Raw genomic sequence first — 21,103 nt, 5'->3', positions numbered from 1 at the left:
CTTTAACGATCAACCTCGCCCAGGACGATGTCAATGGAAGCGATATTGACGACGAAGTCCTGGATAGTACCACCGACGGAAATCCTGGGCAGGGCTCCCAAGTTAACGAACGAGGGGCTGTGGATATGGAGACGGTAGAGTTTGCTGCCACCATCGCTGACCAGGTAGAAGCCCAGGATACCCTTGGCACCCTCGATCTGGTGGTAGACCTCGCCCCGGGGAAGTTTAAGCACCCGCGGCACCTTGGCCTGCACCGGACCATCGGGGAGTTGCTCCATTGCCTGGCGGATAATTCGGGCACTCTGTTCCATTTCTAGCAGGCGAATAACAAACCGGTCGTAACTATCCCCGTTATTCAGGGTGGGGATATCAAAATCAAAGCGATCATAGATACTATAGGGCCGCGCTTTTCGCAGGTCAAAGGGCAATCCGCAGGCCCGCAGGTTAGGCCCGGTGATGCCATAGGCCAGGGCCGTTTCCAGGTCAATTTTACCCACCCCCTGGCAGCGGGCCTTAAAGATCTCATTCCCGGTAATCAGCCCGTTCATTTCGGCAATCATCCGGGGCAGGTCGTTTAAAAAGCTCTCCAGGGCCGGCAGAAAACCGGGCGGTATGTCGGCAGCTACACCGCCAATGCGCATATAACTGACCATCAATCTGGAACCGCACGTCATCTCAAAAAGATCCAGGATCCGCTCACGTTCCCGGAAGGGGGGGAACCAGGCCGTCCAACCGGAGAGATCAAGGGCCATGGAGGCTACCATGACCATATGGCTGGCCAGCCGTGAGAGTTCGGCCATAATTACCCGCAAATACTCGGCCCGCTCCGGGACTTCGAGCCCCAGGAGCTTTTCCACCGTCTGGACATAACCCAGATTGTTCAGCATCCCGGCCAGGTAATCCAGGCGATCGGTATAGGGAATAACCTGGGTATAAGTGCGATCCTCAGCCAGTTTCTCGATACCCCGGTGCAGGTAACCGATAATATTCTCTACCCCGACGACCTTTTCACCATCAAGGGTTAAAAGGGCCCGGTAAACACCATGGGTGCTGGGATGCTGGGGACCCATATTAAGTTGAATCTCTTCCGTTCGTAAATTCTCCGCGGCAGCAGCCATATTTTATTCCCCCCCTTCTGTTTGGAGTCGAAAATCTTTACGAAGGGGATGGCCAACAAAGTCATCCGGACACAGGATGCGCTTTAAATCGGGATGCCCAGGGAATTTTACCCCCATTAGATCAAAGGCCTCCCTTTCCTGGACATTGGCCGCCGGCCAGAGGGCAGTTAAGGAAGGAACCTCCGGATGCTGGCGGTCAAGATTTACCTTTACCCGGATTTCGGCCATCCCCGGCACGGATAACAAATGGTATACCATTTCTATCCGCTCGTCTTCCGGATAATCAACAGCCGTCAAGTCCGCCAGGAAATTAAAACCGCGTTTCTCCTTTAACTCCGTCATAAGCGCCAGCAACTGGTCAGCCGGTACAACCAGGGCCGGCACGTCAACCCCTTCTCTGACCTCTAGGTCGGGAAAAAGGCGCTGTAATTCCTGGATAAAGTTGTCCATTTTACTTCACCAACGCCACTTTAGGGTTAATAACCTTTTTCTTCAGTGCCAGGAGGCCATTAATTAAAGCCTCCGGCCGGGGGGCACACCCGGGTACATAGACATCAACCGGCACGATGGTATCTACCCCGGGCACGACATTGTAAGAGTCAACAAAGGGTCCACCGCTAATGGCACAGCTGCCCATGGCAATCACCCACTTCGGTGCCGGCATCTGCTCGTATAGACGCCTCACCAGGGGAGCCATCTTCCTGGTAACCGTACCGGCCACAATCATTAAATCCGCCTGGCGCGGTGAGGGCCGGAAAACTTCATACCCAAAACGGGCAATATCATAACGGGCGCCACCGGCCGCCATCATCTCAATGGCGCAACAGGCCAGACCAAAGGTTACCGGCCAGAAGGAATGGGCACGGCAGTAATTAAGCATGGCATCAACCGTTGACAGGATAATATTATCAGGTATCTGCGGGTCCGCTGGCTTTAATCTAGTTACAGCCACTTCAATGCACCCTCCTTCCAGGCATACCAGAGGCCGAGTACCAGGATGCCGATAAAAACGATCATTTCGGCAAAGGCAAAGAGCCCCAGGGCCTGAAAACGTACGGCCCAGGGATAGAGAAAGACGGTCTCAACATCGAATAACAGAAAGACAAGGGCATAAAGAAAATAACTCACTTTGAACTGAATCCAGGTCGGCCCCTGGGTCTTCAGGCCACATTCGTAGGCGGCCAATTTATCACCCTCGGGCGGTTTCTTGGGGCGGAGCAACCAATTGGTGGCCAGGGCAGCAACGGCCGTTGCTGCTCCACCAACCAGGAATACAGCTATAATGCCATATTGCTGTAACACCATGGACCCCCCTTTCATAAAAAATTGCCAGGTTGTTTAAAAATACTCCAGTATTAATTCGCTTTATTTGGGGAAATCCCTTCTTGGCGGTTGGTAAAAAAATGGTTTTTTATTTAATGCTTAAAGCTACGACGGTGGAGGGCACAGGGGCCAAGACGCCGTAGGGCTTCCCGGTGTTCCCGGGTCGGGTACCCCTTATTCCCCGCCAGGCCATAACCTTGGAAAACGGCATCATAGGCCACCATCAGTTCATCCCGGGCCACTTTGGCCAGGATAGAAGCCGCTGCAATGGAAGCGCTTAATGCATCGCCACCTACCAGGGGGGTCTGGGGTATCTTTAAACCAGGTAACTCCATGCCGTCAATCAACACATGATCCGGCCGGATGGCCAGGGCCGATAGGGCCCGCCGCATGGCCCACCGGGAGGCAGCCAGGATGTTCAGGCAATCAATCTCTTTCACTGAAACCCAGCCGATACCCCAGGCCAGGCTTTCTTTTTTTATCACCGCGGCCAATTCCCGGCGCCGGGCAGGAGGTACTTTTTTGGAATCATTGAGGCCGGCAATGAATAACCCCGGTGGTAGAATAACTGCCGCAGCAGTTACCGGCCCGGCCAGCGGTCCGCGTCCAGCTTCGTCTACGCCGGCTATGCGGGCAACACCCTGGCGTTGTAACCGCCGTTCCCAGGCGTAAAGGGCTTCGACCCGTTCCCTTTCACCGGCGGATGCGCGCACTTGTACCACCTACTCTAACTTAGCATCATTCAGGCCATGTTTCAAGGCATAAAGGGCCGCCTGGGTACGATCGGAGACCCCAATTTTATGAAAGATATGCGTTAGATGGTTTTTTACCGTTTTTTCACTAATAAATAGTTCCCTGGCGATTTCCCGGTTGGACTTGCCCAGGCTGACATGGATTAAGATCTCCCGTTCCCGCGCGGTCAGGGGTATAGATACGGGGGCCGGTGTAAAGGGTTTTTGCTTCTGGATACAACCGATAACCTTCTGGGCTACCCCCGGGTGAATAACCCGGGCGCCCCGGGCCACCTGGTAGACGGCCTGCACCAGTTCTTCGGCGCTGATGTCCTTCAGGACGTAGCCGGATACCCCGGACCGTAACAATTCAATAATATATTCCTCATCGTCATGAATAGTAAGGGCCAGGATAGCGATTTGCGGCCATTCCTGCCGTATTACTTTCGTAGCTTCAATGCCATTCAGGCCCGGCATGTTAATATCCATAATAATGACCTGAGGCTGGTAACGCCGTGTCATCTCGATGGCCTCCTGGCCGGTGGCAGCTTCACCAACTACCTGCAGGTCCGGTTCCAGCTCCAGGATTTTACGTATACCCTCCCGCACCAGGGAATGGTCATCAGCAATCAAGATGGTAATCTTCTCAATATCCGTCAAAATCCCCACCCCCCTCCTTGCTGCCGCGGGATAACTATTTCTACCTCCGTACCCCGGCCCGGGGCAGTTTTAATTGCCAGCTTTCCGCCCAGGAGTTTCACTCGCTCCTGCATACCGGCCAGGCCGTACCCGCTCCCCCGGGCTGCTGCCGGATCAAAGCCGCAACCCTCATCTTTGATACTCAGGGTGATTTTCTCAGGTCGGAACTCCACCTTAACCCGGGCCTCGGTTACCCCGGCATGCTTCCAGACATTATTTAAAGCCTCTTGAATTAGACGAAAGATGCCTATTTCAAGGGCTTTATCCAATCGTTCCTCATTGCCAATGATAATTAATTCTACATCCAGGCCGTATTTTTCCAGGTATTCGCCTGCAAAACGATAAAGGGCCGGTACCAATCCCAGGTCGTCAAGCATCATCGGCCGCAGGGAAAAGATTATTTTCCGTATTTCTGCCAGGGTATCCCGGGCCAGATTACCCAGGGCCAGGAGTTCGTTCTTTAAATTACCTGATTTAATATCAGCCAGCCTGGTACAGAGTTCGGCTTTAAAGGCTATCCCGGCCATAGCCTGGGCCGGCCCATCGTGAATCTCCCGGGCCAGGCGCCGGCGTTCCTCTTCCTGGGCCTGGAGAATCTTTAATCCTACCAGGTGGCGCTGTTCCAGTTCCTCCAGGTGATCGCCCACCCGGGCCAGTTCTCCGGTCAACAAGGCCAGGGCAGCACCAACATTCCGCACCAGTTCTTCCGCCCGCCGGACCATCTCCTGCTGGTTTTTCAAGGTACTTTCCAGGCGGTCCCGGCGCAGGCGCAGCTGGCTCTCCCGTTCCCGCCACAAACCCAGCTGGACCTGATACTCCCGGGCTCGTTCGTAGGCCGCCTGCATCTCCTTTTCCCCGTAGCTGGAAAAGTCACGGCTTACTTCCATCAAACGGTTCCTGGCCTTCTTTTCTTCTATTTCCAGCCTGTCCACCCGGGCTGCAGCCTCACTGAATTCCCGGCGGACCTCATCCAGCTCCTGGCGCAGCCGGGCCTCTTCCTGCCGGGCCGTTTCAGCGATGTTGTAAATGGCTTCCCGGCTCTCCTCCAGGGTTTTAACTGTTTCCTTTACTATTTGCTCCAGGGTGGCAGCAGTTATTACCTTTTCTGGCACGGAACCCCTCCTCGTCCCCTCCAGGGCGGCCACCGGTATCGCCGGGCAGCAATACAGATAAAGCTTTTAGTTTTCAGGGCCTTTCCAGGGTAAAACGACCCAGACGTCCCTCCCGGAAATCATTCACCAGGGCCCGGGCCGTCTTTTCCTGGTCGACTACTCCGCCGGGGAGAAGGAAGCCCCGGGCCCGGCCAATGGCTGCCAGGATATCGGTTGCGTCCCCCTGTTCCTGAATCCCGTACCTGGCGGCCAGGGTTCCCGGAGCCTCCCGCAATAGAAATTCGCCCACCAGGCAGGCTATTCCTACGACCGGGACTGACTCTTCCGGAGCGCATCCCAGGGCACCTAACCACAGGGCCGTCCGGGGTTCCCGCCAGCGGGGCCAGAGGACGCCCGGGGTATCTAAGAGTTCCAGGTTATCTTTGATCCGGATCCACTGGGGCCCCCGGGTAATCCCCGGGCGGTTCCCGGTCCGGGCTGCGCCCCGGCCGGCCAGGCGATTCAAAACGGAAGACTTACCAACATTGGGTATGCCTAAGGCCATAACCCTTAAAGGGGCTTCACCCAACCCCCTCCGGGCCCGGGCTTCCCTTTTGGCCTTGGCAATGGCTTTCAAATACTGGTACAAAAGGCGGTCGCCGGAACCCGTCCTGGCGTTCATAGCCACGGCCCTGGTACCCCCGGCGCGCAGTTTTTCCAGCCAGCAAGCAGTGGCGGCAGGGTCGGCAAGATCCGCCCTGGTCAATACCACGACCCGCGCCCGGAAACCGATTAGCTTTTCCAGGTCGGGGTAACGGCTGGAAACCGGCAGGCGGGCATCAGCCACCTCCAGGACAGCGTCAACAACCTTTAAATACTGACGCAGGGATTGCAGGGGAGCAGGCATAAGTTCACCTACCTGATCAGGCCCAGGCGGTTTAATGGCCAGAAGATAAACATGGCCTTGCCGATAACCAGCCGGCGATCCAGGGTCCCCCATACCCTACTATCGGCACTATTGTTACGGTTGTCACCCATCATAAAGTAGTTGTTTGGTGGGACCTTCACCGGGCCGAAGTCACTGTAAACTACCCCGGGCGGCAGGTACTTTTCCGGAGGCTGTGGTTGCCCGTTGACATAAAGGACGTTATTCCGCGCCTCCACCGTATCTCCGCCCACGGCAACGACTCTTTTAATATAGTCCCGGCTGGGATCCAGGGGATAGTGGAAGACTACCACATCGCCCCGCTGGGGATCACCCAGGCGGTAGGCCAGGCGGTTGACAATAATCCGGTCCCCCGGGTAAAGGGTTGGTTCCATAGAGGGGGAAGGAATATAAAATGGTGTGAAGAGAAAGGCGCGAATGATTACAGCCAGGACGGCGGCAACAACCAGGGACTGTAGTAAATCCCACCACCAGGCCGTTTCCCTGCTCTGTTTACCTTCTCTGCTTTCCTCTAACGGCTGCAAAGGCTGACGCCCCCCATTAGTCAAACACGGGACTGATTGAGCACCAGTCCCGTTGTTCAACTTCTTCAGGCTTACTTTACCGTTCCTCTTTAATGCGGGCCGCTTTGCCTACCCGCTCGCGCAGGTAGTAAAGTTTGGCCCTCCTGACCTTGCCGTGACGGACTACCTCGATGCGTTCCAGCCGTGGCGAGTGCAGGGGAAAGATCCGCTCTACTGCCACGCCGTAGGATACCCGGCGTACGGTAAAGGTTTCATTGATACCCCTGCCCCGGCGGCCTATCACTACCCCTTCAAAAATCTGGATGCGCTCGCGATTGCCTTCAACTACTTTAACATGTACCCGTACGGTATCCCCGGGTCTAAAATCAGGGATATCGGTACGCAATTGTTCCTTTTCCAGGGTTTCGATGATATTCACCTTGAACCCCTCCTTTCCAGCCGGTAAACCAGCGCTTATTATACCATAAATATTTCCTGCGTAACAACATCAAGGAGTTAAGGAGTTCTCTCCCCTTCCCGGCAGCTAATTTCCTCCAAAAAGCGCCGGTCTTCCGGGCTTAAATTTACCCTAGCCAGTAAATCCGGCCGGCGCCGCCAGGTCCGCTCCAGGGCCTGTTGTCGCCGCCAGCGCCGGATCTGCTCATGGTTGCCCGATAACAGTACCTCCGGCACTTCCAGGCCGCGAAAGGAACGGGGACGTGTATACTGGGGATATTCCAGCAGTCCCATGGCAAAGGAATCCTCCCGCGCTCCCTCCGGCGCCCCCAGAACACCCGGTAGCAGGCGGGTGACGGCGTCGATAATGACCATAGCCGGCAGTTCGCCGCCGGTGAGGACATAATCGCCAATGGAAATCTCTCTGGTCACCAGGGCCAGCCTGACCCTCTCGTCGACACCCTCGTAGTGGCCGCAGATCAAGATCAGGTGCTCCTCCCGGGCCAGTTCCTCTGCCATTCCCTGGTTGAATGCTTCTCCCTGTGGTGACATGAGGATAACCGGCGGCCTGGCAGCCTCTCCGCCAGGCAACAGGTCTTCCACCGCCAGGAAGAGGGGTTCGGCCTGCATAACCATCCCCGGCCCGCCGCCGAAAGGATAATCGTCAACGTTTCGGTGTTTATTCCTGGCGTAGGCGCGGATGTTGACCAGGTTGACCTCCAGGCGGCCCTGTTCCCGGGCACGCTTAATAATGCTGGTGTTTAAAAACCCGGTAAACATCTCGGGAAAGATCGTCAGGACATCTACCCGCAAACTCTGGCCTCCTAGTCCCGTAACCCCGGCGGTAGTTCGACCCGTATCTCTTTCCTGGCCAAGTCAACCTGGCGGACGACTGTTTTTAAGGCCGGGATCAAAATTTCCCCGGCGTCTTCATTCCGGACTACATAAACATCGTTGGCTCCCGTTGCCAGGATATCCCGCAGGATGCCCAAGAATTCGCCTCCTGTTGTATAGACCCGGCTGCCGAGCAACTGGTAAATATAGTAGTGACCCTCCGGCAGGGGTTCAACCTCCCAGGGTTCTACTTTAAGGGTTGCTCCCCGGACAGCTCCGGCCTGGTCGGCGTCGTTAATTTCGGCCAGTTTTAGGATGAGATTTCCTTTGCCGGGACGGACACTGATGACGGTCACCGGGAAAGTTCTCCCTTCCCGGCCATCCGCCCCTTCCTGCTCCAGGATTAACCTGGTCCCCGGCCGGAAGCGCTCGGGGAAATCCGTCAGGGGGAAAACCTTTACCTCCCCCCGGATGCCATGGGTGCCGATAATTTTGCCGACGCCAATCCTTTCTGTATCCATGGTTAATGGATAATCTCCACCACTACGCGCTTACCTTCATGGGCCGCGGCTGCCTTGACCAGGGTCCGGATGGCTCGTGCTATACGTCCCTGTTTACCGATTACCTTGCCCATATCCTCCTGGGCTACCCGGAGCTCCAGGATAACTGATTTTTCACCTTCAATCTGGTTGACGCTGACCTGGTCGGGGTGATCTACCAGGGCTTTAGCCAGGGTTATTAACAATTCCTTCATTAGTTATGCGCCCCCCTATTTAGCTTCCCGGGCAGCGATATATTTCTGCCATACCCCGGCTTTTTTCAACAGAGCCCGGACGGTTTCCGAAGGCTGGGCCCCCGTGGTTAACCAGTGCAGGGCCTTTTCTTCATCGACCTTTATTTCTACAGGCTGCTTGACGGGGTTATAGTAACCGATCTCCTCAACTACCCGGCCGTCGCGGGGCGAGCGGGAATCGGCCACCACCAGACGGTAGAAGGGTGCTTTTTTAGCTCCCATGCGCTTCAGGCGGATTTTAGTAGCCATCCATTTCACCTCCTCAAAAAGTTCCCTAAAAGGGGAAGGGGATGCGGCCTTTGGGCTTTTTCTTGCCGCCACCTTCACTGAACATGTGCATCAGCTTCCGCGCGTCCTCGAACTGGCGCAGCAAACGATTGACGTCCTGGACCCGGGTGCCGCTGCCGGCAGCAATACGCCGTTTGCGGCTGCCATTGATGATGGCCGGATTGCGCCTCTCCGCCGGCGTCATAGACTGGATAATGGCTTCCGTACGGATCATTTCTTTGGGGTCAATCTGGAGATCCTTGAGCTGCTTCATTTTACCGGCCCCGGGGAGCATGTTTAGAATCTCTTCCAGGGGACCCATTTTTTTCATCTGTTTCATCTGTTCCAGAAAATCCTCCAGGGTAAACTCCTGCTGGCGGATTTTCTTCTGCAGCTCTTTCGCTCGCTCAACATCCAGGTTGGCCTGGGCTTTCTCAATGAGGCTCAGGACATCACCCATACCCAGGATGCGGGAGGCTAACCGGTCCGGGTGGAAGGTCTCCAGGGCCTCGGTTTTTTCGCCCATACCGATAAATTTAATCGGGCAACCGGTAACAGCCCTGATGGAGAGGGCGGCCCCGCCCCGGGTGTCACCGTCGAGCTTGGTCAGGATGACCCCCGTCAGGCCCAGTTGCTGGTGAAAGGTAGAGGCCACCTGAACGGCGTCCTGGCCGGTCATGGCATCCACCACCAGGAGGATCTCCTGGGGCCGGACGGCTTCTTTGATGGCAGCCAGCTCGGCCATCATCGTTTCATTGATATGGAGGCGACCGGCGGTATCCAGGATTACCGGGTTGCTACCATGGGTACGGGCATGTTCTACTGCCGCCCGGGCGATATCCACCGGGCTGCTGCCCTCACCCATGCTGAAGACCGGGACTTTCAGTTGTTCACCCAGGACCTGGAGCTGTTTGATGGCTGCCGGCCGGTAAACATCAGCGGCTACCAACAGGGGCCGGCGGCCCTGGTTCTGGGCCAGGCGGGCGAGCTTGGCCGCTGTAGTCGTCTTCCCGGCACCCTGGAGCCCGGCCAGCATGATGACCGTCGGGGGCTGGCTGGCCCAGTTGATTTTACTCTCCCCGCCACTCATGAGGGCCGTCAATTCCTCATGGACGATTTTGACCACCTGCTGGCCAGGGGTCAGGCTCTGCATGACTTCCTGGCCGACGGCCCGCTCCTTAACCCGGTTAACAAAGTCCTTGACGACCTTGAAGTTGACGTCGGCTTCCAGCAGGGCCAGGCGGATCTCCCGCATTGCGGCTGTAACGTCAGCTTCGGTGAGCTTGCCTTTGCCGCGCAGTTTTTTAAAGGTTTCCTGGAGTTTGTCGGCCAGGGAAGCAAAGACGGCCACCTGTTACACCCCCGGTTTGCTGATTTTCTGGATCGCGCGGTATCCGTTATTCGAGTTTGATATTACTCAACCGGTCACCCCGGCCCCACTCCCTACCATCGCCGTTCCATCTCCGTTTTGTGGACGATCGTGAAACAACCTCACGACCCGGTAACCTGCGGCTTGTTTATTTTTTCCCCATACTACCCTCAGGCAGTTCCAGGAGCCGCTGCAGGATCCGGCTGGTCTCAACCAGCTCCCCCTCGCCACCGCCCCGGCGGTAGTTCTCCAGATGCCTGATGGCTGCTGCCAATTGCTCCCGCAGGGCCATATCCCGCCGCAGGTAACCCAGGCGGGATTCGTACTCCTCCAGGGCTTTGACGGCCCGCTGCAGGCCGTCATAAACCGCCTGGCGGCTGATCCCCTCTTCGCCGGCTATCTCTCCCAGGGAGAGATCGTGGTGGTAATGGAGTTCCAGCCAGTGCCTCTGCTTGGGGGTGAGGAGGGGACCGTAGAAATCATAGAGGCGCGCCACCCGGGCCAGGTCGTCGAGCATGAGCACCACCGCAGATGATTATATGGCACTTTCGTAATGGTGTCAAGGGCCGCCCTTTGACAGGCTGGAAAGATAAAAAATACCTGCTCGCTTGCAGCAGGTATACTGCCCTTACAAAAAGGCATCCTGTTCATCTTAGGTCCCGAGGAGATGCCCAGGACTAGATCATCCTGATGGCAAACTGCGGGCACACCTCGGTGCAGTAGCCGCAGAGGAGGCACTTGGCGCGGTTGATCCTGGCCTTGCCGTTAACCATAGTTATGGCGTCGTTGGTGCAGGCCTCAAGACAGGCGCCGTCGCCGGCGCAGACAGTCTCCACCACGGCAAACTCCTTGGCGGCAGTTTGTATTATCCCCGGGTCTTCGCCGTTAAAGTAGCGCAGGTTGTAATCCACTTCCGCCTCGCTGACCATGCCTACGGCTATGGCGGCAATACCCGGTACCCGGCGGGCAAAGGCCATGGCCTCCTGATAGTTGTCCAGCAGGTTGCCCCCGGCCAGGGCCTTCATCAGGTAAACCCCCTTGCCGGCAGCCACTGCTTCCGCAATGGCGGCCAGCATTTCTTCGCGGCTGCCGTCGATGATGCCCGCCCCCTTGATATTCACCAGGGGGAAGACAACGTCTATTTCTTTTTCGGCGGCCGCTTTCCGCACGGCCGCCACGCCGTGGGTGGAAATACCAACAGCCCCGATTATTCCTTTTTCCCTGGCGTCGAGGAGGCAGCGCAGGGCGCCTGCCCTTTCCTCAAAAATTCGCTCTGTTGCCCGGGCAGCATGCAGGTGGAAAATATGAATATATTCCAGCTGGAGCTTCTCCCGGGCCTCCTGGATCGCCCGCTCCATATCCTCATAGGTGACAGCTGCGGACTTGGTGGCGATAATCACTTCACCGCCGTAGGCGTGAATAGCCCGCCGGATAGGCTCATAGGTCTCATAAATTTGCGCCGTATCGATGAAATTAACACCGCCCTCCAGGGCTCTTTTGATAATCCTGGTGCAGGTGTCAACATCGAGGTTTTTCTGGCGCGGCCCCATGGGCAGGGCGCCGAAACATAGCTCGGAAACCTTGAAGCCCGTCCGTCCAAGCCGGCGATACTCCATTAGCATTCCCTCCGGATGAATTTTTGGCAGGCGGGCGAAAACCGGGGGCTGGCCCGGCAGATGCCGGCCGTTCATCCCCGGCTACCCGGCTGGAATAAACCCGCCACCTCTGCCATTAAGTTTTATGTTAACAAAATTGCCCCTCCGTGTTACAATGAGGATGCCATCAATTCCACTTCTTCCACCTGATCGCCGAATTTCCTCGGTGGAAAGCGGGGGAACCAGGTAAGTGGGGTTAATCTCCGCGCCAGTTTTTCCTATACGGGGAAAAAGGGGCGCGGGGTAGGGCCATCCTTGGTCCGCACCCGGCAGCTAACCTCGCAGGCGTGGAAGGAGGTGGATTTTTTTTACCCTTTGTGCATCCTCTTCGTCACCTGGGCGTAAATCTCTTCGGCATCCAGGGTCTTAACCTCACCCCTGGCCATGAGAATCTTCCCGTTAACGATAACCGTATCCACGTCGCTTCCCCGGGCGGCGTAAACCAGGTTGGCCTCGACATCGTTGGGCGGCATCAAGTGGGGCTGGCGCATGTCCACCAGGATCAGGTCGGCCTTTTTACCCGCTTCCAGGGTGCCGATCTCCTTTTCCAGGCCCAGGGCCCGGGCACCGTTCAGGGTGGCCATAACCAGGGCCTGGTGGGCGGGTACTACCGTGGGGTCGCCGGTAATGCCTTTAGCCAGCAGGGCCGCCGTCCGGGTCTCAGCCACCATGTCCAGGTTATTGTTGCTGGAGGCGCCGTCAGTGCCGATGGCCACGTTGACGCCGGCAGCCAGCATCTCCTTTACCGGGGCCACGCCGCTGGCCAGTTTAAGATTACTCTCCGGGCAGTGGGCCACGCCGACCTTTTTCTCGGCCAGGATAGCGATTTCCTCGGTGGTCAGGTGGACGCAGTGGGCCGCCAGGACTGGCAGGTCCAGGAGACCCAGCTTGTTGACCAGGGCTACCGGGGTAGCCCCGTAACGGGCTTTTACGTCTTCGACCTCTCCCCGCGTTTCCGCCAGGTGGATATGTAACCCCACCCCCAGCCCGGCCGCTGTCTCGGCAACCCTGGTTAAATACTCCGGCGTGCAGGTATTGGGGGCGTGGGGACCCAGCATGGTGGTAATCCGTCCCTCACCAGCGCCATGCCACTCTTTTACCATACTGATGCCTGCTTCCAGCCGTTTGTTGCTGGTATCCTGAAGGCCTATCAATCCCTGGCAAAGGCTGGCCCGCAGCCCGGCTTCCACCACTGCCCCGGCCACGGCATCCATATGGAAATACATATCGGCAAAGGTGGTGGTGCCGGAGCGGATCATCTCCAGCAGGGCGATTTTGCTACCCCAGTAGATATCTTCCCGCTCCAGCCGGTCCTCGCGGGGCCAGATTTTTTCTTCCAACCATTGTTTAAGTGGCAGGTCGTCGGCGTAGCTCCGCAGCAGGGTCATGGCGGCGTGGGTATGGGCATTGACCAGGCCCGGCAGGGCCACCATATCGCCGGCATCAATTACGGTATCCGCCTGCCAGCCGGCCGGCAAACCGCCTGCCGGGCCGACATAATGGAGGCGGTCGTCATTAATGGCGATAACCCCCTTCCCAATTACCGGACCGCTTATCGGAACGATGGTACAATCCTTGATTAAAATCTTGCCCACGAATTATTCCTCCTTCTCCCCAGCCAGGCCGCTGAACAGGGCGGCGGCAAAGTCCCGGGGTTGAAATTCTTTCAGATCGTCCGGGCCTTCCCCCAGGCCCACCAGCTTGACGGGGATGCCCATCTCAGCGGCTATCCCCAGGATCACCCCGCCCTTGGCCGTGCCGTCCAGCTTGGTGAGGGCGATGCCGGTGACACCCACCGCCTCGCTGAAGAGCCTGGCCTGGGAAAGGGCGTTCTGGCCGGTGGTGGCGTCCAGGACCAGGAGCACCTCGTGGGGTGACCCCGGCAGTTCCCGCTCCATGAGCCGGCGGATCTTCTTCAGCTCTTCCATCAGGTTGGTTTTAGTCTGCAGGCGGCCGGCGGTATCTACCAGTACCACGTCGGCGCGGCGGTTACGGGCCGACTGGATGGCAGCGTAGACCACCGCCGCCGGGTCGGCGCCGGCCTGGTGGCGGATCAGCCCGGCCCCGGCCCGCTCGGCCCATACGGCCAGTTGCTCGCCGGCGGCGGCCCGGAAGGTATCGGCCGCAGCCAGGATCACCCTTTTACCTTCCCGGGCGAACCGGCAGGCTAGTTTCCCGATAGTTGTCGTCTTGCCGGCGCCGTTGACGCCCACCACCAGGATCACCGTCGGCGGCTCGGGCGCCCAAACCAGACGCGGCACCTCTTCCCCAAGCATCCGGGCGACTTCTTCCTGCAACAGGCTTCCCACTGCCGCCGGGTCGGTTATTTTGCGGTCCCTGACCTCCCGGCGGAGCCTTTCCACCAGTTCCATGCTGGTCCTGGCGCCCACATCGGCCGTCAGTAATATTTCCTCCAGCTCATCAAAGAAATCGTCATCCAGGCGACTGCTGCCGGCCAGCAATTCCCCCACCCGCCGGGTGAGGTTCTCCCGTGTCTTATTTAAACCCTCTTTGAGCCTGCTGAAAAAATTCAACGCTGTTCCCTCCAACTAAACCAAAGGCCTCCCCTCTAATTTACCAGAGGCGAGGCCTTTTGTCCAAGGTTTATTTAATGCTGCCGTAAGCTCAAACATCCCGCCGGTTAAAGACGTAAACTGCCGCCGCCAGCAGGATGACTATATATACCAGGGTATAAACCAGCATCCAATCACTGGGGGTGGACTGGCTGCCAAAGGGGCCCAGCATCGATTGGGGATTGATAAGGCGGGGAATATCCTGGCCGTTGCCGGCGGGTAGCCGGTCGACCACCGTCGCCACCAGCCGCCGGTAGACGGCGTCCGCCGGCAGGATGAGGCTGGTAACCACACCTGTATAAATGGCAGCGGTGCTCTCCACCAGGGCGCCGATCTGCTCCATCATGCCCCCGACTACGGCCAGGGCGTAAAGGGCGAAGGCCAGGACGCCGTTACCCAGGGTGCTGAGCCTGGTGGTGCCCAGCATGGTGACGGCCAGGAGGACCAGGGGCTCCAGGATAAAGAGGCCCAGGGCCGGTCCCAGCCCGGGGATGACCAGGCCTGTTTGCCAGTAGACCAGGCCGGCCAGGGCCAGGAAAAAGATGGCGGCATAGAGCACCAGCATGGCCGCCAGGCCCAGGAATTTACCCAGGAGCAGGTCGCGGCGGCTGAGGGGCCGGACGGCCAGGGTGTAAAGGCTGCCATTCTCGATCTCGCCAGCGATGCTGCCCACAGCGGCCAGGATGGCCAGGCCCGCCACCAGGAAACTGGCCAGGTAGATCCCCAGGACAAAGAGGGTAATGGCCTGCATCATGGCATAGTAACTGGCGGCGCTGGCGGTGGGATTGGCCGTATGCACCATACTACCTCCAGAGATAAAGTGCAGGCCGATGCCGTAAAGGATGAGGAAGGCCAGGGTAAGAGCGCCGGCGATGAAGGCCACCTTTTTCCGCCATGCCTCCCGGAAAGTAAAAAGGGCCATCAGCCACATGCCTGCTCCCCCTCCCGCACCAGGTAGACAAAGACGTCTTCCAGGGAACTATGGCCGGGCGTAACTTCGTAGATGCGGCAGCCCCCGGCCACCAGCCGGGCCACCAGGTCGGCGACTTCCTCCCGGCCACCCAGGTCCAGGGTGAGCCGGTCGCCTTCCAGCCGCAGGGAAGGGTAACGCCGGCGTAGTTCCGCTTCCAGTTCTCCGGTCAGGCCAGCCAACCTGATGGCGACCGTCGCCGGGCCGGACTGTAGTTCCGCCAGCCGGCCGCTGGCCACCACCGTGCCCCGGTTGATGATGGCCACCTGGTCGCAGACCTGCTCAACTTCGCTCAGCAGGTGACTGTTTAAGAAGACGGTTTTACCGGCCTCCTTCAGGGCCAGGAGGATCTCCCGTACCTGGCGCCGGCCCAGGGGGTCCAGGGCCGAGGTGGGCTCGTCCAGGAAGACCACCCGGGGATCGCCCACCAGGGCGGCGGCCAGGGCCAGGCGCTGCTGCATTCCCTTGCTGTAATTGGCCACCAGCTTCTGGCCTTCCCCGCTCAAGCCTACCAGTCCCAGGACTTCATGAGCCCGCCGGCTGGCGGCCCTGCCGTCCAGGCCCGCCAGCTGAGCGTGAAAGGTCAAGAGTTCTTGCCCCTTGAGCCAGCCGTGGAGGCGGAAGTTCTCCGGTAAAAAGCCCACCTGGCGCCGGCCCCTGATGTCCTGGGGCGAGTAGCCGGCCACCAGGGCCTCCCCGGCCGTGGGGTAGACCAGGCCCACCAGCATCTTTACCAGGGTGCTCTTGCCGGCGCCGTTGGGTCCTAAGAGGCCGAAGATCTGCCCCTCCTCGACGGAGAGGCAGATCTCCCGGCAGGCTACTTGCCGACCGTAGATTTTGGTCAAATTCCGGGCTTCAATTACAGCCATTACTTGACCTCCGCTGCTACCCGCAGGGCTTCATCCAGGGATAGGCCGGTGATGGCCCGCCAGCTATTACCCTGGCGCCAGGCCAGGATGACACTATCTTGTACTTTCCCGTTGGGGTAGTGGGTTGGAGTTGCGCTGGTAAAGTAGACCCCCTGGTTGCCGTTGACCGTGATCTCCCGCGCCGCCATACCCTGGGTCTCCGGGATGGGCAAGGTATGCTGCCAGTCTTTAATGGCCGCCAGCTGCTGGCGTAAGCCGGCCGGCAGGAAGGGCAGGTTCAACAACGCCTGGCGCAGGGCCAGCAGATCAACCCCTTGGGGCGCGTCAATGGTCAGGTCGCGGGCGGCGTAGATGGTAAAGCTCTGCCCCGGCTGGAACGGCCGCCGGCCATAGTCGGCCTGCACCAGGGGCGGGATGCTTAAAGTGAAGGACTTGCCCGCCAGGTCGGCCGGCAGCAGGACGCCGCCGTGTTTCTGCAGGTAGCTGTTCAGCTTCTCGACGTCGGGGGTAAAGGTGACGGTCGGCGACTGCTCGACGTTGATGGCCATCCTCTCCCGCCCGGCCAGGGTGGCGGGCAGGTCCAGTTTTAACCCGCTCAAGGCCTCCACCTGGGCCGGTTCAGCCTCAACCCGCGGCTGGGCCGGCCGCTTAACCTCCACCCGGCCGAAGTTCCTGATGTCCACCTCGCCCCCCTGGCCGTTAAAGAGTTTATCCAGTTGGGCCATATCCTCGGGGGTGATCTTCACCACCTGGATCTTTTCCATGCGGAAGATGTTGAGGAACTGGGCGGCCAGGCTGCGGCCCGGGGCCCAGCTTAAGAAGACGGCCAGGGCCAGGACGGCCGCGGCTGCACCGGAAAACCACTTATGTTGCCGGATCATATCAACCATCCTCCTTGCTTTAGTCAGGGGTCGATGGCGGAAGGGCATAGAGCCGGGCCCAGGTGCCCTTAAGGGACGACCGGCGGCTTCGGTCTCCCGCCGGTAGGCCGCCAGGGCGGTAGTGGTGCTATCCGCCAGTTCCTCCAGGTCCTGAAGGCGTTGCAGGCAGGCAGGGCACCCCGCCAGGTGATCGGCCACCCGGGCGGTCATCTCCGCATCCAGTTCGCCGTCAAGATATGCCTGAAGAAGACCCTCTTCCGGACACATGGTCGTACCTCCCTTCCATTTGGCTGTACAGCTCGGCAAAGTGTCGCCGGGCCCGGGCCAGGATGGTACCCACTGAATTCTTATCCACCTGGATGACCGCGGCAATCTCGGCGTAGCTGTGGCCAGCGTTCTTTAAGAGCAGGCAGATGCGGTCCCTGGGCGCGAGTTTTGCTAGGCATTGATGGACCTGCTGGGCCTCCTGGCTGCGGATGACCGCTTCCTCCAGGGGTATAACGCCAGTCCCCTCCCGGTACTGGCCCTCCTCGCGGCGGCGGCGCCGCTCTTCGCCGCGCAGGTAGTTGTAGGCCAGGTTGGCCGCCACCCGCAGGAGCCACCCGCTCAGGTTACTCTTATCCCGGGGCGGCTGGCGGTAGAGCCGCAAAAAGGCTTCCTGGGTCAGATCCTCGGCGGCCGCCCGCTCCCCCAGGAGGTAGTAGAGCCGCCGGTACACCAGGGGGTAGTAGCTCTGAAACAGGGCCTCGAATTCCGCGGATTTGATGGGAACCTCCCTCCCTTTAAAACCCCTGCTGTAACTATAACACCGGCAAAGGGGATTTTGTGACAGCGCTCGAACCCTTTTTACCGGGTATTTATCATAATCGCATCCCGGGAAAACAGTTTCAAAAGCGGCCCGCCTTCGCCAACAGTAGCCCGGGCCATCACTTCTGGTTCCGATTGATTGTACGTAGGCACAGGTAATTTCTGATCCGAGGAGGCTGTAGAAGTTAACCTGTTTTGAATCTTCCAGTTAATATTTCCTTGAAACATTTCGGCAGCCAGGGAACAAGCTTCAATTTGAACGTTTATACCCCGATTTAACGTCACCCGGATAGGCCCCGAGTTAGTAATAGACCAGTCTGCTTCCAGGTAATCCAAAACCATCTCCAGTCCTGCTCCATTCTTATCGCCAGCTACCTCTACTGCCAAACCAGCAGGGAGAATCAAGGTGCTGCCTGATATCCTGGCAGAAAGCCCAAATCCCTGGTATAAAGGTACCTCCCTCAATTCCAAAAAGAGGGTATCGCCAACCTGGTGGGAAAATAAGCCAGCATTGCGAGCCATCTCCCTGGCTTCCGCTTCAGATGTAGCTGTAACCATCGCCTGGCCAAAAAATACTATTTGATCGTCAGAACTACCCGAACGTAGCTGCAGGTTATGCCACTCGCATCCCGGCCCCTGGACTGCAATTTTCTTCACTCCTTCCGCCACAGCCAGCCTTTTTTCCGGCAGATCAACCGTATAGCTTGCCGCGCCAAGGGCCTGGGTCAACCTGGCAGCCAAACCGCTGCTGTTGAAAACATAAATTACCAGACTGATAATTACTATCACGAGGACAAGAATTAAGGCCAAAAAATCATATTTTAGCCGGGGTACATCATCGCGGCATAAATAACCCGCCAGAAAAATTTCCAAACCCAGCAATATGAGCACCACCGGCCACCAGTTATTTATTAATTGGGGAACATAGCCCGGATCGTGCCGGTACACCAGGGTAGCCACGCCAAACAAAATCAGCGCCACTGCCGTGGAAAAGGAACCTACCCGCCATTGCCTTATGGATTTTCCCTGTGATTGCATCTTTCACCCTCCATCAATTCATTATCTGAGGATACTCCCGTCTTTTCTTCTGTCGCCGGCAGGTCAATCTTACTTCCCAGAGCCAGCCTTAAGCCCCCGCCGATAAATATTGCCGCTATAAATCCCGTTTTGATGAAGTTTATTAATTCATAGCTAAGGTAAGGAACAACCATGCGGTCAAATATAATAAGAATGCCCAGACCAATTAAAACAAGACCCACCCAACGTTGTCTTTCTAACAGCCAGGTAGAAAAACTTCCTTCGCTGGCCGGAACCGATATGTCGTTCGAAACCAGTTGCATAACATCAAAGAAACTATACAGCCAGATTACCGGCAGCATGAAAAAGAAAAGGCTTAAGCGCAACCATTCCATAAGAAACATGGCCAGGAAAAATGTAGACATAAACCCCAGCCCCCGCTGCTGCCAGCCAAGGTACATATGCCCGGCGCCCGGGATAATGCTAAACAATAACGCCCATAACCTGCTCTTATAACCGTTGACTAGACTCTCACTCAGCTCCGCCAGGGGGGAACTATCGGAAACCGTTTCCCCGGATTGGAGGCGACCGCACAGTTGGACGGCGTCAAATAAACTGTAGAGCCAGATAAGGGGGAGTAAAATTAACAGCGCAATAAAACCGTTGAACCCGGTGATGACGCTGGCCAATATTACCAGCGCCATCCAGCCGAAGAACGTTGCCATGAAGGCTATACCCCGGTTCATCAGACCCAGGTAGAAATGGCCAAGGCCGGGAAAAAAGGATAATATAAAACTTATTAATTTGCTTTTACCCATCTAATTGGCAACCTCCTTATCGATAATCTCCGTAAGTTTATCAGTAGCGTTTTCAAACAGGCGCTCGGACCATCCGAAGGAAATTTTCTCCTCGAGGGTCTGCGCGATTCTTGCTACCCGCACCTGGCTATGCATGGCTTCTGAAACCATAAAGTCGAACCATCCTCCGGCCAAAAGCAGAAGGGTAACGGCAGCCGCTATGGTATAATACTGGATGGCCCTGGCAAGCCAGTTACCGCCCGGGCCCGTCCTATACTTTTGTCGGGCGCCCATTCTGGCAACCCTGCGGGTAACTCTGGCGGAAAAATCAGGGGAAAGGATTCCAGCAGCCGCCGTTTCTTCCTGGGAGCCGAAGACAGCCAGGTAATTTTCAAGGCAAGCTTCACAGTGCCGCAGGTGATCCTCCATGGCCCTCCGTACCCCCTCCGGTAACAGTTCGTCCTTGTATAACCGCCATTCCCGGCGACTGTAATGCGGCACCACTTAACCCCCCTTTAACTTCTCTCTTAGTATTTTGCGAGCGCGATATAAACGCGATTCCACCGTTTTTACTGTAACGCCGGCTTCATCTGCCAATTCTCGATAACTTTTGCCGTCAAAATAATAGCCCGTAAAAGCATGGCGATAACTTTCGGGTAATTCCCGGCATAAAGACTGTAAGTTGGCTACTGTTTCCCTGTAAATTACTTCATTTTCCACAGAAGTCAGCGGGGCAACCTTGAATACCTCCAACTGCCCGGGGTATTCTACTATCATCTCTAAATTGCTTTTTCCTTTGCGTTTCCAATCAATCGCTTTATTGATAGCAATACGGGCCAGCCAGCGTTTGAAACTACCGCCGCGAAAGGTGTGAAGGGAACGGTAAACCTGAATAAAAGTCTCCTGTAAGATATCCTCCGCTGTTTCCTTGCCACCTACGATTGGTAAGATTACCGCTAGAAGGAAGGGACTAAAAAGTTCTACTACCCGCGTGAAGGCCAGTTCATCTCCAGCTGCAGCCCGTCTGATTAAATCTTTTTCCAGGTATATACCCTCCCCTCCTGTTTACTGGCTTCTCTATATTAATTAAGACGTAAAAAAATAAAAATACCCTGCCATTAGTTTATAGGGTATTTCTCGGCCAACAAAGGGAAAACTAATCCTTGCTTGGAAACTTTTCCTGGAGGTGCCGTTATGACGGATAAAGAAATCAGCGACCGTCAGAAAACTTTCCGGCACGAACTCATACGCGAGGAATCCCCGGAAGAGTTGTGGAACTTGGAGGCAAAGGGAGAGGTTTTACGCGAAAACCCGTACAAGACGCCGCCCAATAATTTGACTACGAAAAGGGCTAAAGAATAGCCGTGGACACAAGAAGCCCCGGCCACAACGGCTGGGGCTTCT

The 21,103-nt window shown here is 57.2% G+C and carries 28 protein-coding genes and 1 riboswitch; of the genes, 1 reads left to right on the top strand and 27 read right to left on the bottom strand.

What is annotated here, in order from left to right; genetic code table 11:
• Positions 1 to 2: 2 nt before the first annotated feature.
• The 27 genes from MOTHE_RS04540 to MOTHE_RS12760 all read right to left on the bottom strand — a co-directional run bounded on the left by MOTHE_RS04540 (position 3) and on the right by MOTHE_RS12760 (position 20,701).
• The gene (locus MOTHE_RS04540; RefSeq protein WP_053094721.1) at positions 3 to 1,118 is read right to left on the bottom strand and encodes an NADH-quinone oxidoreductase subunit D; all 1,116 of its coding nucleotides are present in this window, start codon (positions 1,116 to 1,118) and stop codon (positions 3 to 5) included.
• 3 nt (positions 1,119 to 1,121) lie between these two features.
• On the bottom strand, positions 1,122 to 1,568 hold the full coding sequence (locus MOTHE_RS04535; protein ID WP_011392494.1) for an NADH-quinone oxidoreductase subunit C: 447 nt from the start codon (positions 1,566 to 1,568) through the stop codon (positions 1,122 to 1,124).
• Position 1,569: 1 nt separating this feature from the next.
• Positions 1,570 to 2,070 (bottom strand): NADH-quinone oxidoreductase subunit B, encoded by a 501-nt coding sequence (locus MOTHE_RS04530; protein WP_011392493.1) that lies wholly within the window; start codon positions 2,068 to 2,070, stop codon positions 1,570 to 1,572.
• On the bottom strand, positions 2,061 to 2,420 hold the full coding sequence (locus MOTHE_RS04525; RefSeq protein WP_025774396.1) for an NADH-quinone oxidoreductase subunit A: 360 nt from the start codon (positions 2,418 to 2,420) through the stop codon (positions 2,061 to 2,063). The genes MOTHE_RS04530 and MOTHE_RS04525 overlap by 10 nt, the downstream gene beginning before the upstream one ends.
• 113 nt (positions 2,421 to 2,533) lie before the next feature.
• Positions 2,534 to 3,154: a ribonuclease HII gene (gene rnhB / locus MOTHE_RS04520; protein WP_011392491.1), complete on the bottom strand. Its 621-nt coding sequence runs from the start codon at positions 3,152 to 3,154 to the stop codon at positions 2,534 to 2,536.
• A gap of 9 nt (positions 3,155 to 3,163) precedes the next feature.
• Positions 3,164 to 3,832, bottom strand: a complete 669-nt coding sequence (locus MOTHE_RS04515) for a response regulator (RefSeq protein WP_011392490.1) — start codon at positions 3,830 to 3,832, stop codon at positions 3,164 to 3,166.
• Positions 3,829 to 4,983: a sensor histidine kinase gene (locus MOTHE_RS04510; RefSeq protein WP_011392489.1), complete on the bottom strand. Its 1,155-nt coding sequence runs from the start codon at positions 4,981 to 4,983 to the stop codon at positions 3,829 to 3,831. Before MOTHE_RS04510 ends, MOTHE_RS04515 begins: the two co-directional genes overlap by 4 nt.
• Before the next feature lie 73 nt (positions 4,984 to 5,056).
• Positions 5,057 to 5,869: a ribosome biogenesis GTPase YlqF gene (ylqF, locus tag MOTHE_RS04505; RefSeq protein ID WP_011392488.1), complete on the bottom strand. Its 813-nt coding sequence runs from the start codon at positions 5,867 to 5,869 to the stop codon at positions 5,057 to 5,059.
• Positions 5,870 to 5,877: 8 nt separating this feature from the next.
• Positions 5,878 to 6,432, bottom strand: a complete 555-nt coding sequence (lepB, locus tag MOTHE_RS04500; protein ID WP_011392487.1) for a signal peptidase I — start codon at positions 6,430 to 6,432, stop codon at positions 5,878 to 5,880.
• Between the two features lie 76 nt (positions 6,433 to 6,508).
• Entirely contained in the window at positions 6,509 to 6,850 is a 342-nt protein-coding gene (rplS, locus tag MOTHE_RS04495) for a 50S ribosomal protein L19 (RefSeq protein WP_011392486.1), read from the bottom strand.
• A 77-nt stretch (positions 6,851 to 6,927) separates the two neighbouring features.
• Complete coding sequence (trmD, locus tag MOTHE_RS04490) at positions 6,928 to 7,680, bottom strand: tRNA (guanosine(37)-N1)-methyltransferase TrmD (protein WP_080997179.1); 753 nt, start codon at positions 7,678 to 7,680, stop codon at positions 6,928 to 6,930.
• An 11-nt stretch (positions 7,681 to 7,691) separates the two neighbouring features.
• Positions 7,692 to 8,222: a ribosome maturation factor RimM gene (rimM, locus tag MOTHE_RS04485; protein ID WP_011392484.1), complete on the bottom strand. Its 531-nt coding sequence runs from the start codon at positions 8,220 to 8,222 to the stop codon at positions 7,692 to 7,694.
• A 2-nt stretch (positions 8,223 to 8,224) separates the two neighbouring features.
• A complete protein-coding gene (locus MOTHE_RS04480) occupies positions 8,225 to 8,455 on the bottom strand; it encodes a KH domain-containing protein (RefSeq protein ID WP_011392483.1) in 231 nt (76 codons plus the stop codon).
• A 15-nt stretch (positions 8,456 to 8,470) separates the two neighbouring features.
• On the bottom strand, positions 8,471 to 8,743 hold the full coding sequence (gene rpsP / locus MOTHE_RS04475; RefSeq protein ID WP_011392482.1) for a 30S ribosomal protein S16: 273 nt from the start codon (positions 8,741 to 8,743) through the stop codon (positions 8,471 to 8,473).
• A 25-nt stretch (positions 8,744 to 8,768) separates the two neighbouring features.
• Positions 8,769 to 10,112, bottom strand: a complete 1,344-nt coding sequence (gene ffh / locus MOTHE_RS04470; protein WP_053094720.1) for a signal recognition particle protein — start codon at positions 10,110 to 10,112, stop codon at positions 8,769 to 8,771.
• Positions 10,113 to 10,278: 166 nt separating this feature from the next.
• Positions 10,279 to 10,647 carry a YlxM family DNA-binding protein gene (gene ylxM, locus MOTHE_RS04465; RefSeq protein ID WP_011392480.1) on the bottom strand — a complete coding sequence of 123 codons (369 nt, stop codon included), beginning with the start codon at positions 10,645 to 10,647 and terminating at the stop codon, positions 10,279 to 10,281.
• Between the two features lie 160 nt (positions 10,648 to 10,807).
• Positions 10,808 to 11,746, bottom strand: coding sequence for an aldo/keto reductase (locus tag MOTHE_RS04460; RefSeq protein WP_025774390.1), 939 nt, complete (start codon positions 11,744 to 11,746; stop codon positions 10,808 to 10,810).
• A gap of 180 nt (positions 11,747 to 11,926) precedes the next feature.
• Positions 11,927 to 12,088, top strand: a riboswitch (cyclic di-AMP (ydaO/yuaA leader).
• A gap of 5 nt (positions 12,089 to 12,093) precedes the next feature.
• The gene (locus tag MOTHE_RS04455; RefSeq protein ID WP_011392478.1) at positions 12,094 to 13,380 is read right to left on the bottom strand and encodes an amidohydrolase; all 1,287 of its coding nucleotides are present in this window, start codon (positions 13,378 to 13,380) and stop codon (positions 12,094 to 12,096) included.
• 3 nt (positions 13,381 to 13,383) lie between these two features.
• The gene (gene ftsY, locus MOTHE_RS04450) at positions 13,384 to 14,319 is read right to left on the bottom strand and encodes a signal recognition particle-docking protein FtsY (RefSeq protein WP_053094719.1); all 936 of its coding nucleotides are present in this window, start codon (positions 14,317 to 14,319) and stop codon (positions 13,384 to 13,386) included.
• Positions 14,320 to 14,410: 91 nt separating this feature from the next.
• Complete coding sequence (locus MOTHE_RS04445) at positions 14,411 to 15,289, bottom strand: ABC transporter permease (RefSeq protein WP_011392476.1); 879 nt, start codon at positions 15,287 to 15,289, stop codon at positions 14,411 to 14,413.
• On the bottom strand, positions 15,280 to 16,197 hold the full coding sequence (locus MOTHE_RS04440) for an ABC transporter ATP-binding protein (protein ID WP_011392475.1): 918 nt from the start codon (positions 16,195 to 16,197) through the stop codon (positions 15,280 to 15,282). Before MOTHE_RS04440 ends, MOTHE_RS04445 begins: the two co-directional genes overlap by 10 nt.
• Entirely contained in the window at positions 16,197 to 17,345 is a 1,149-nt protein-coding gene (locus tag MOTHE_RS04435; protein WP_053094718.1) for an anti-sigma factor family protein, read from the bottom strand. The genes MOTHE_RS04440 and MOTHE_RS04435 overlap by 1 nt, the downstream gene beginning before the upstream one ends.
• Positions 17,308 to 17,820 (bottom strand): RNA polymerase sigma factor SigX, encoded by a 513-nt coding sequence (locus MOTHE_RS04430; protein WP_080996772.1) that lies wholly within the window; start codon positions 17,818 to 17,820, stop codon positions 17,308 to 17,310. Before MOTHE_RS04430 ends, MOTHE_RS04435 begins: the two co-directional genes overlap by 38 nt.
• A gap of 104 nt (positions 17,821 to 17,924) precedes the next feature.
• A complete protein-coding gene (locus MOTHE_RS04425) occupies positions 17,925 to 18,866 on the bottom strand; it encodes a hypothetical protein (RefSeq protein WP_162490045.1) in 942 nt (313 codons plus the stop codon).
• Between the two features lie 32 nt (positions 18,867 to 18,898).
• Positions 18,899 to 19,720: a hypothetical protein gene (locus MOTHE_RS04420; RefSeq protein ID WP_011392471.1), complete on the bottom strand. Its 822-nt coding sequence runs from the start codon at positions 19,718 to 19,720 to the stop codon at positions 18,899 to 18,901.
• A complete protein-coding gene (locus MOTHE_RS04415) occupies positions 19,721 to 20,200 on the bottom strand; it encodes a hypothetical protein (protein WP_011392470.1) in 480 nt (159 codons plus the stop codon).
• A 3-nt stretch (positions 20,201 to 20,203) separates the two neighbouring features.
• On the bottom strand, positions 20,204 to 20,701 hold the full coding sequence (locus tag MOTHE_RS12760) for an RNA polymerase sigma factor (RefSeq protein ID WP_255302981.1): 498 nt from the start codon (positions 20,699 to 20,701) through the stop codon (positions 20,204 to 20,206).
• Between the two features lie 192 nt (positions 20,702 to 20,893).
• On the opposite strand from MOTHE_RS12760, the gene MOTHE_RS13265 reads away from it, so the two are divergent.
• A complete protein-coding gene (locus tag MOTHE_RS13265) occupies positions 20,894 to 21,061 on the top strand; it encodes a hypothetical protein (RefSeq protein ID WP_155768198.1) in 168 nt (55 codons plus the stop codon).
• Positions 21,062 to 21,103 lie beyond the last annotated feature (42 nt).

Origin of the sequence: Moorella thermoacetica (genome assembly GCF_001267405.1) — a bacterium.
Taxonomy (GTDB): Bacteria; Bacillota; DSM-521; order Neomoorellales; family Neomoorellaceae; genus Neomoorella; species Neomoorella thermoacetica.
The sequence above is the reverse complement of the archived record's forward strand: the minus strand, read 5'-3'. Positions and strand labels throughout refer to the sequence as shown.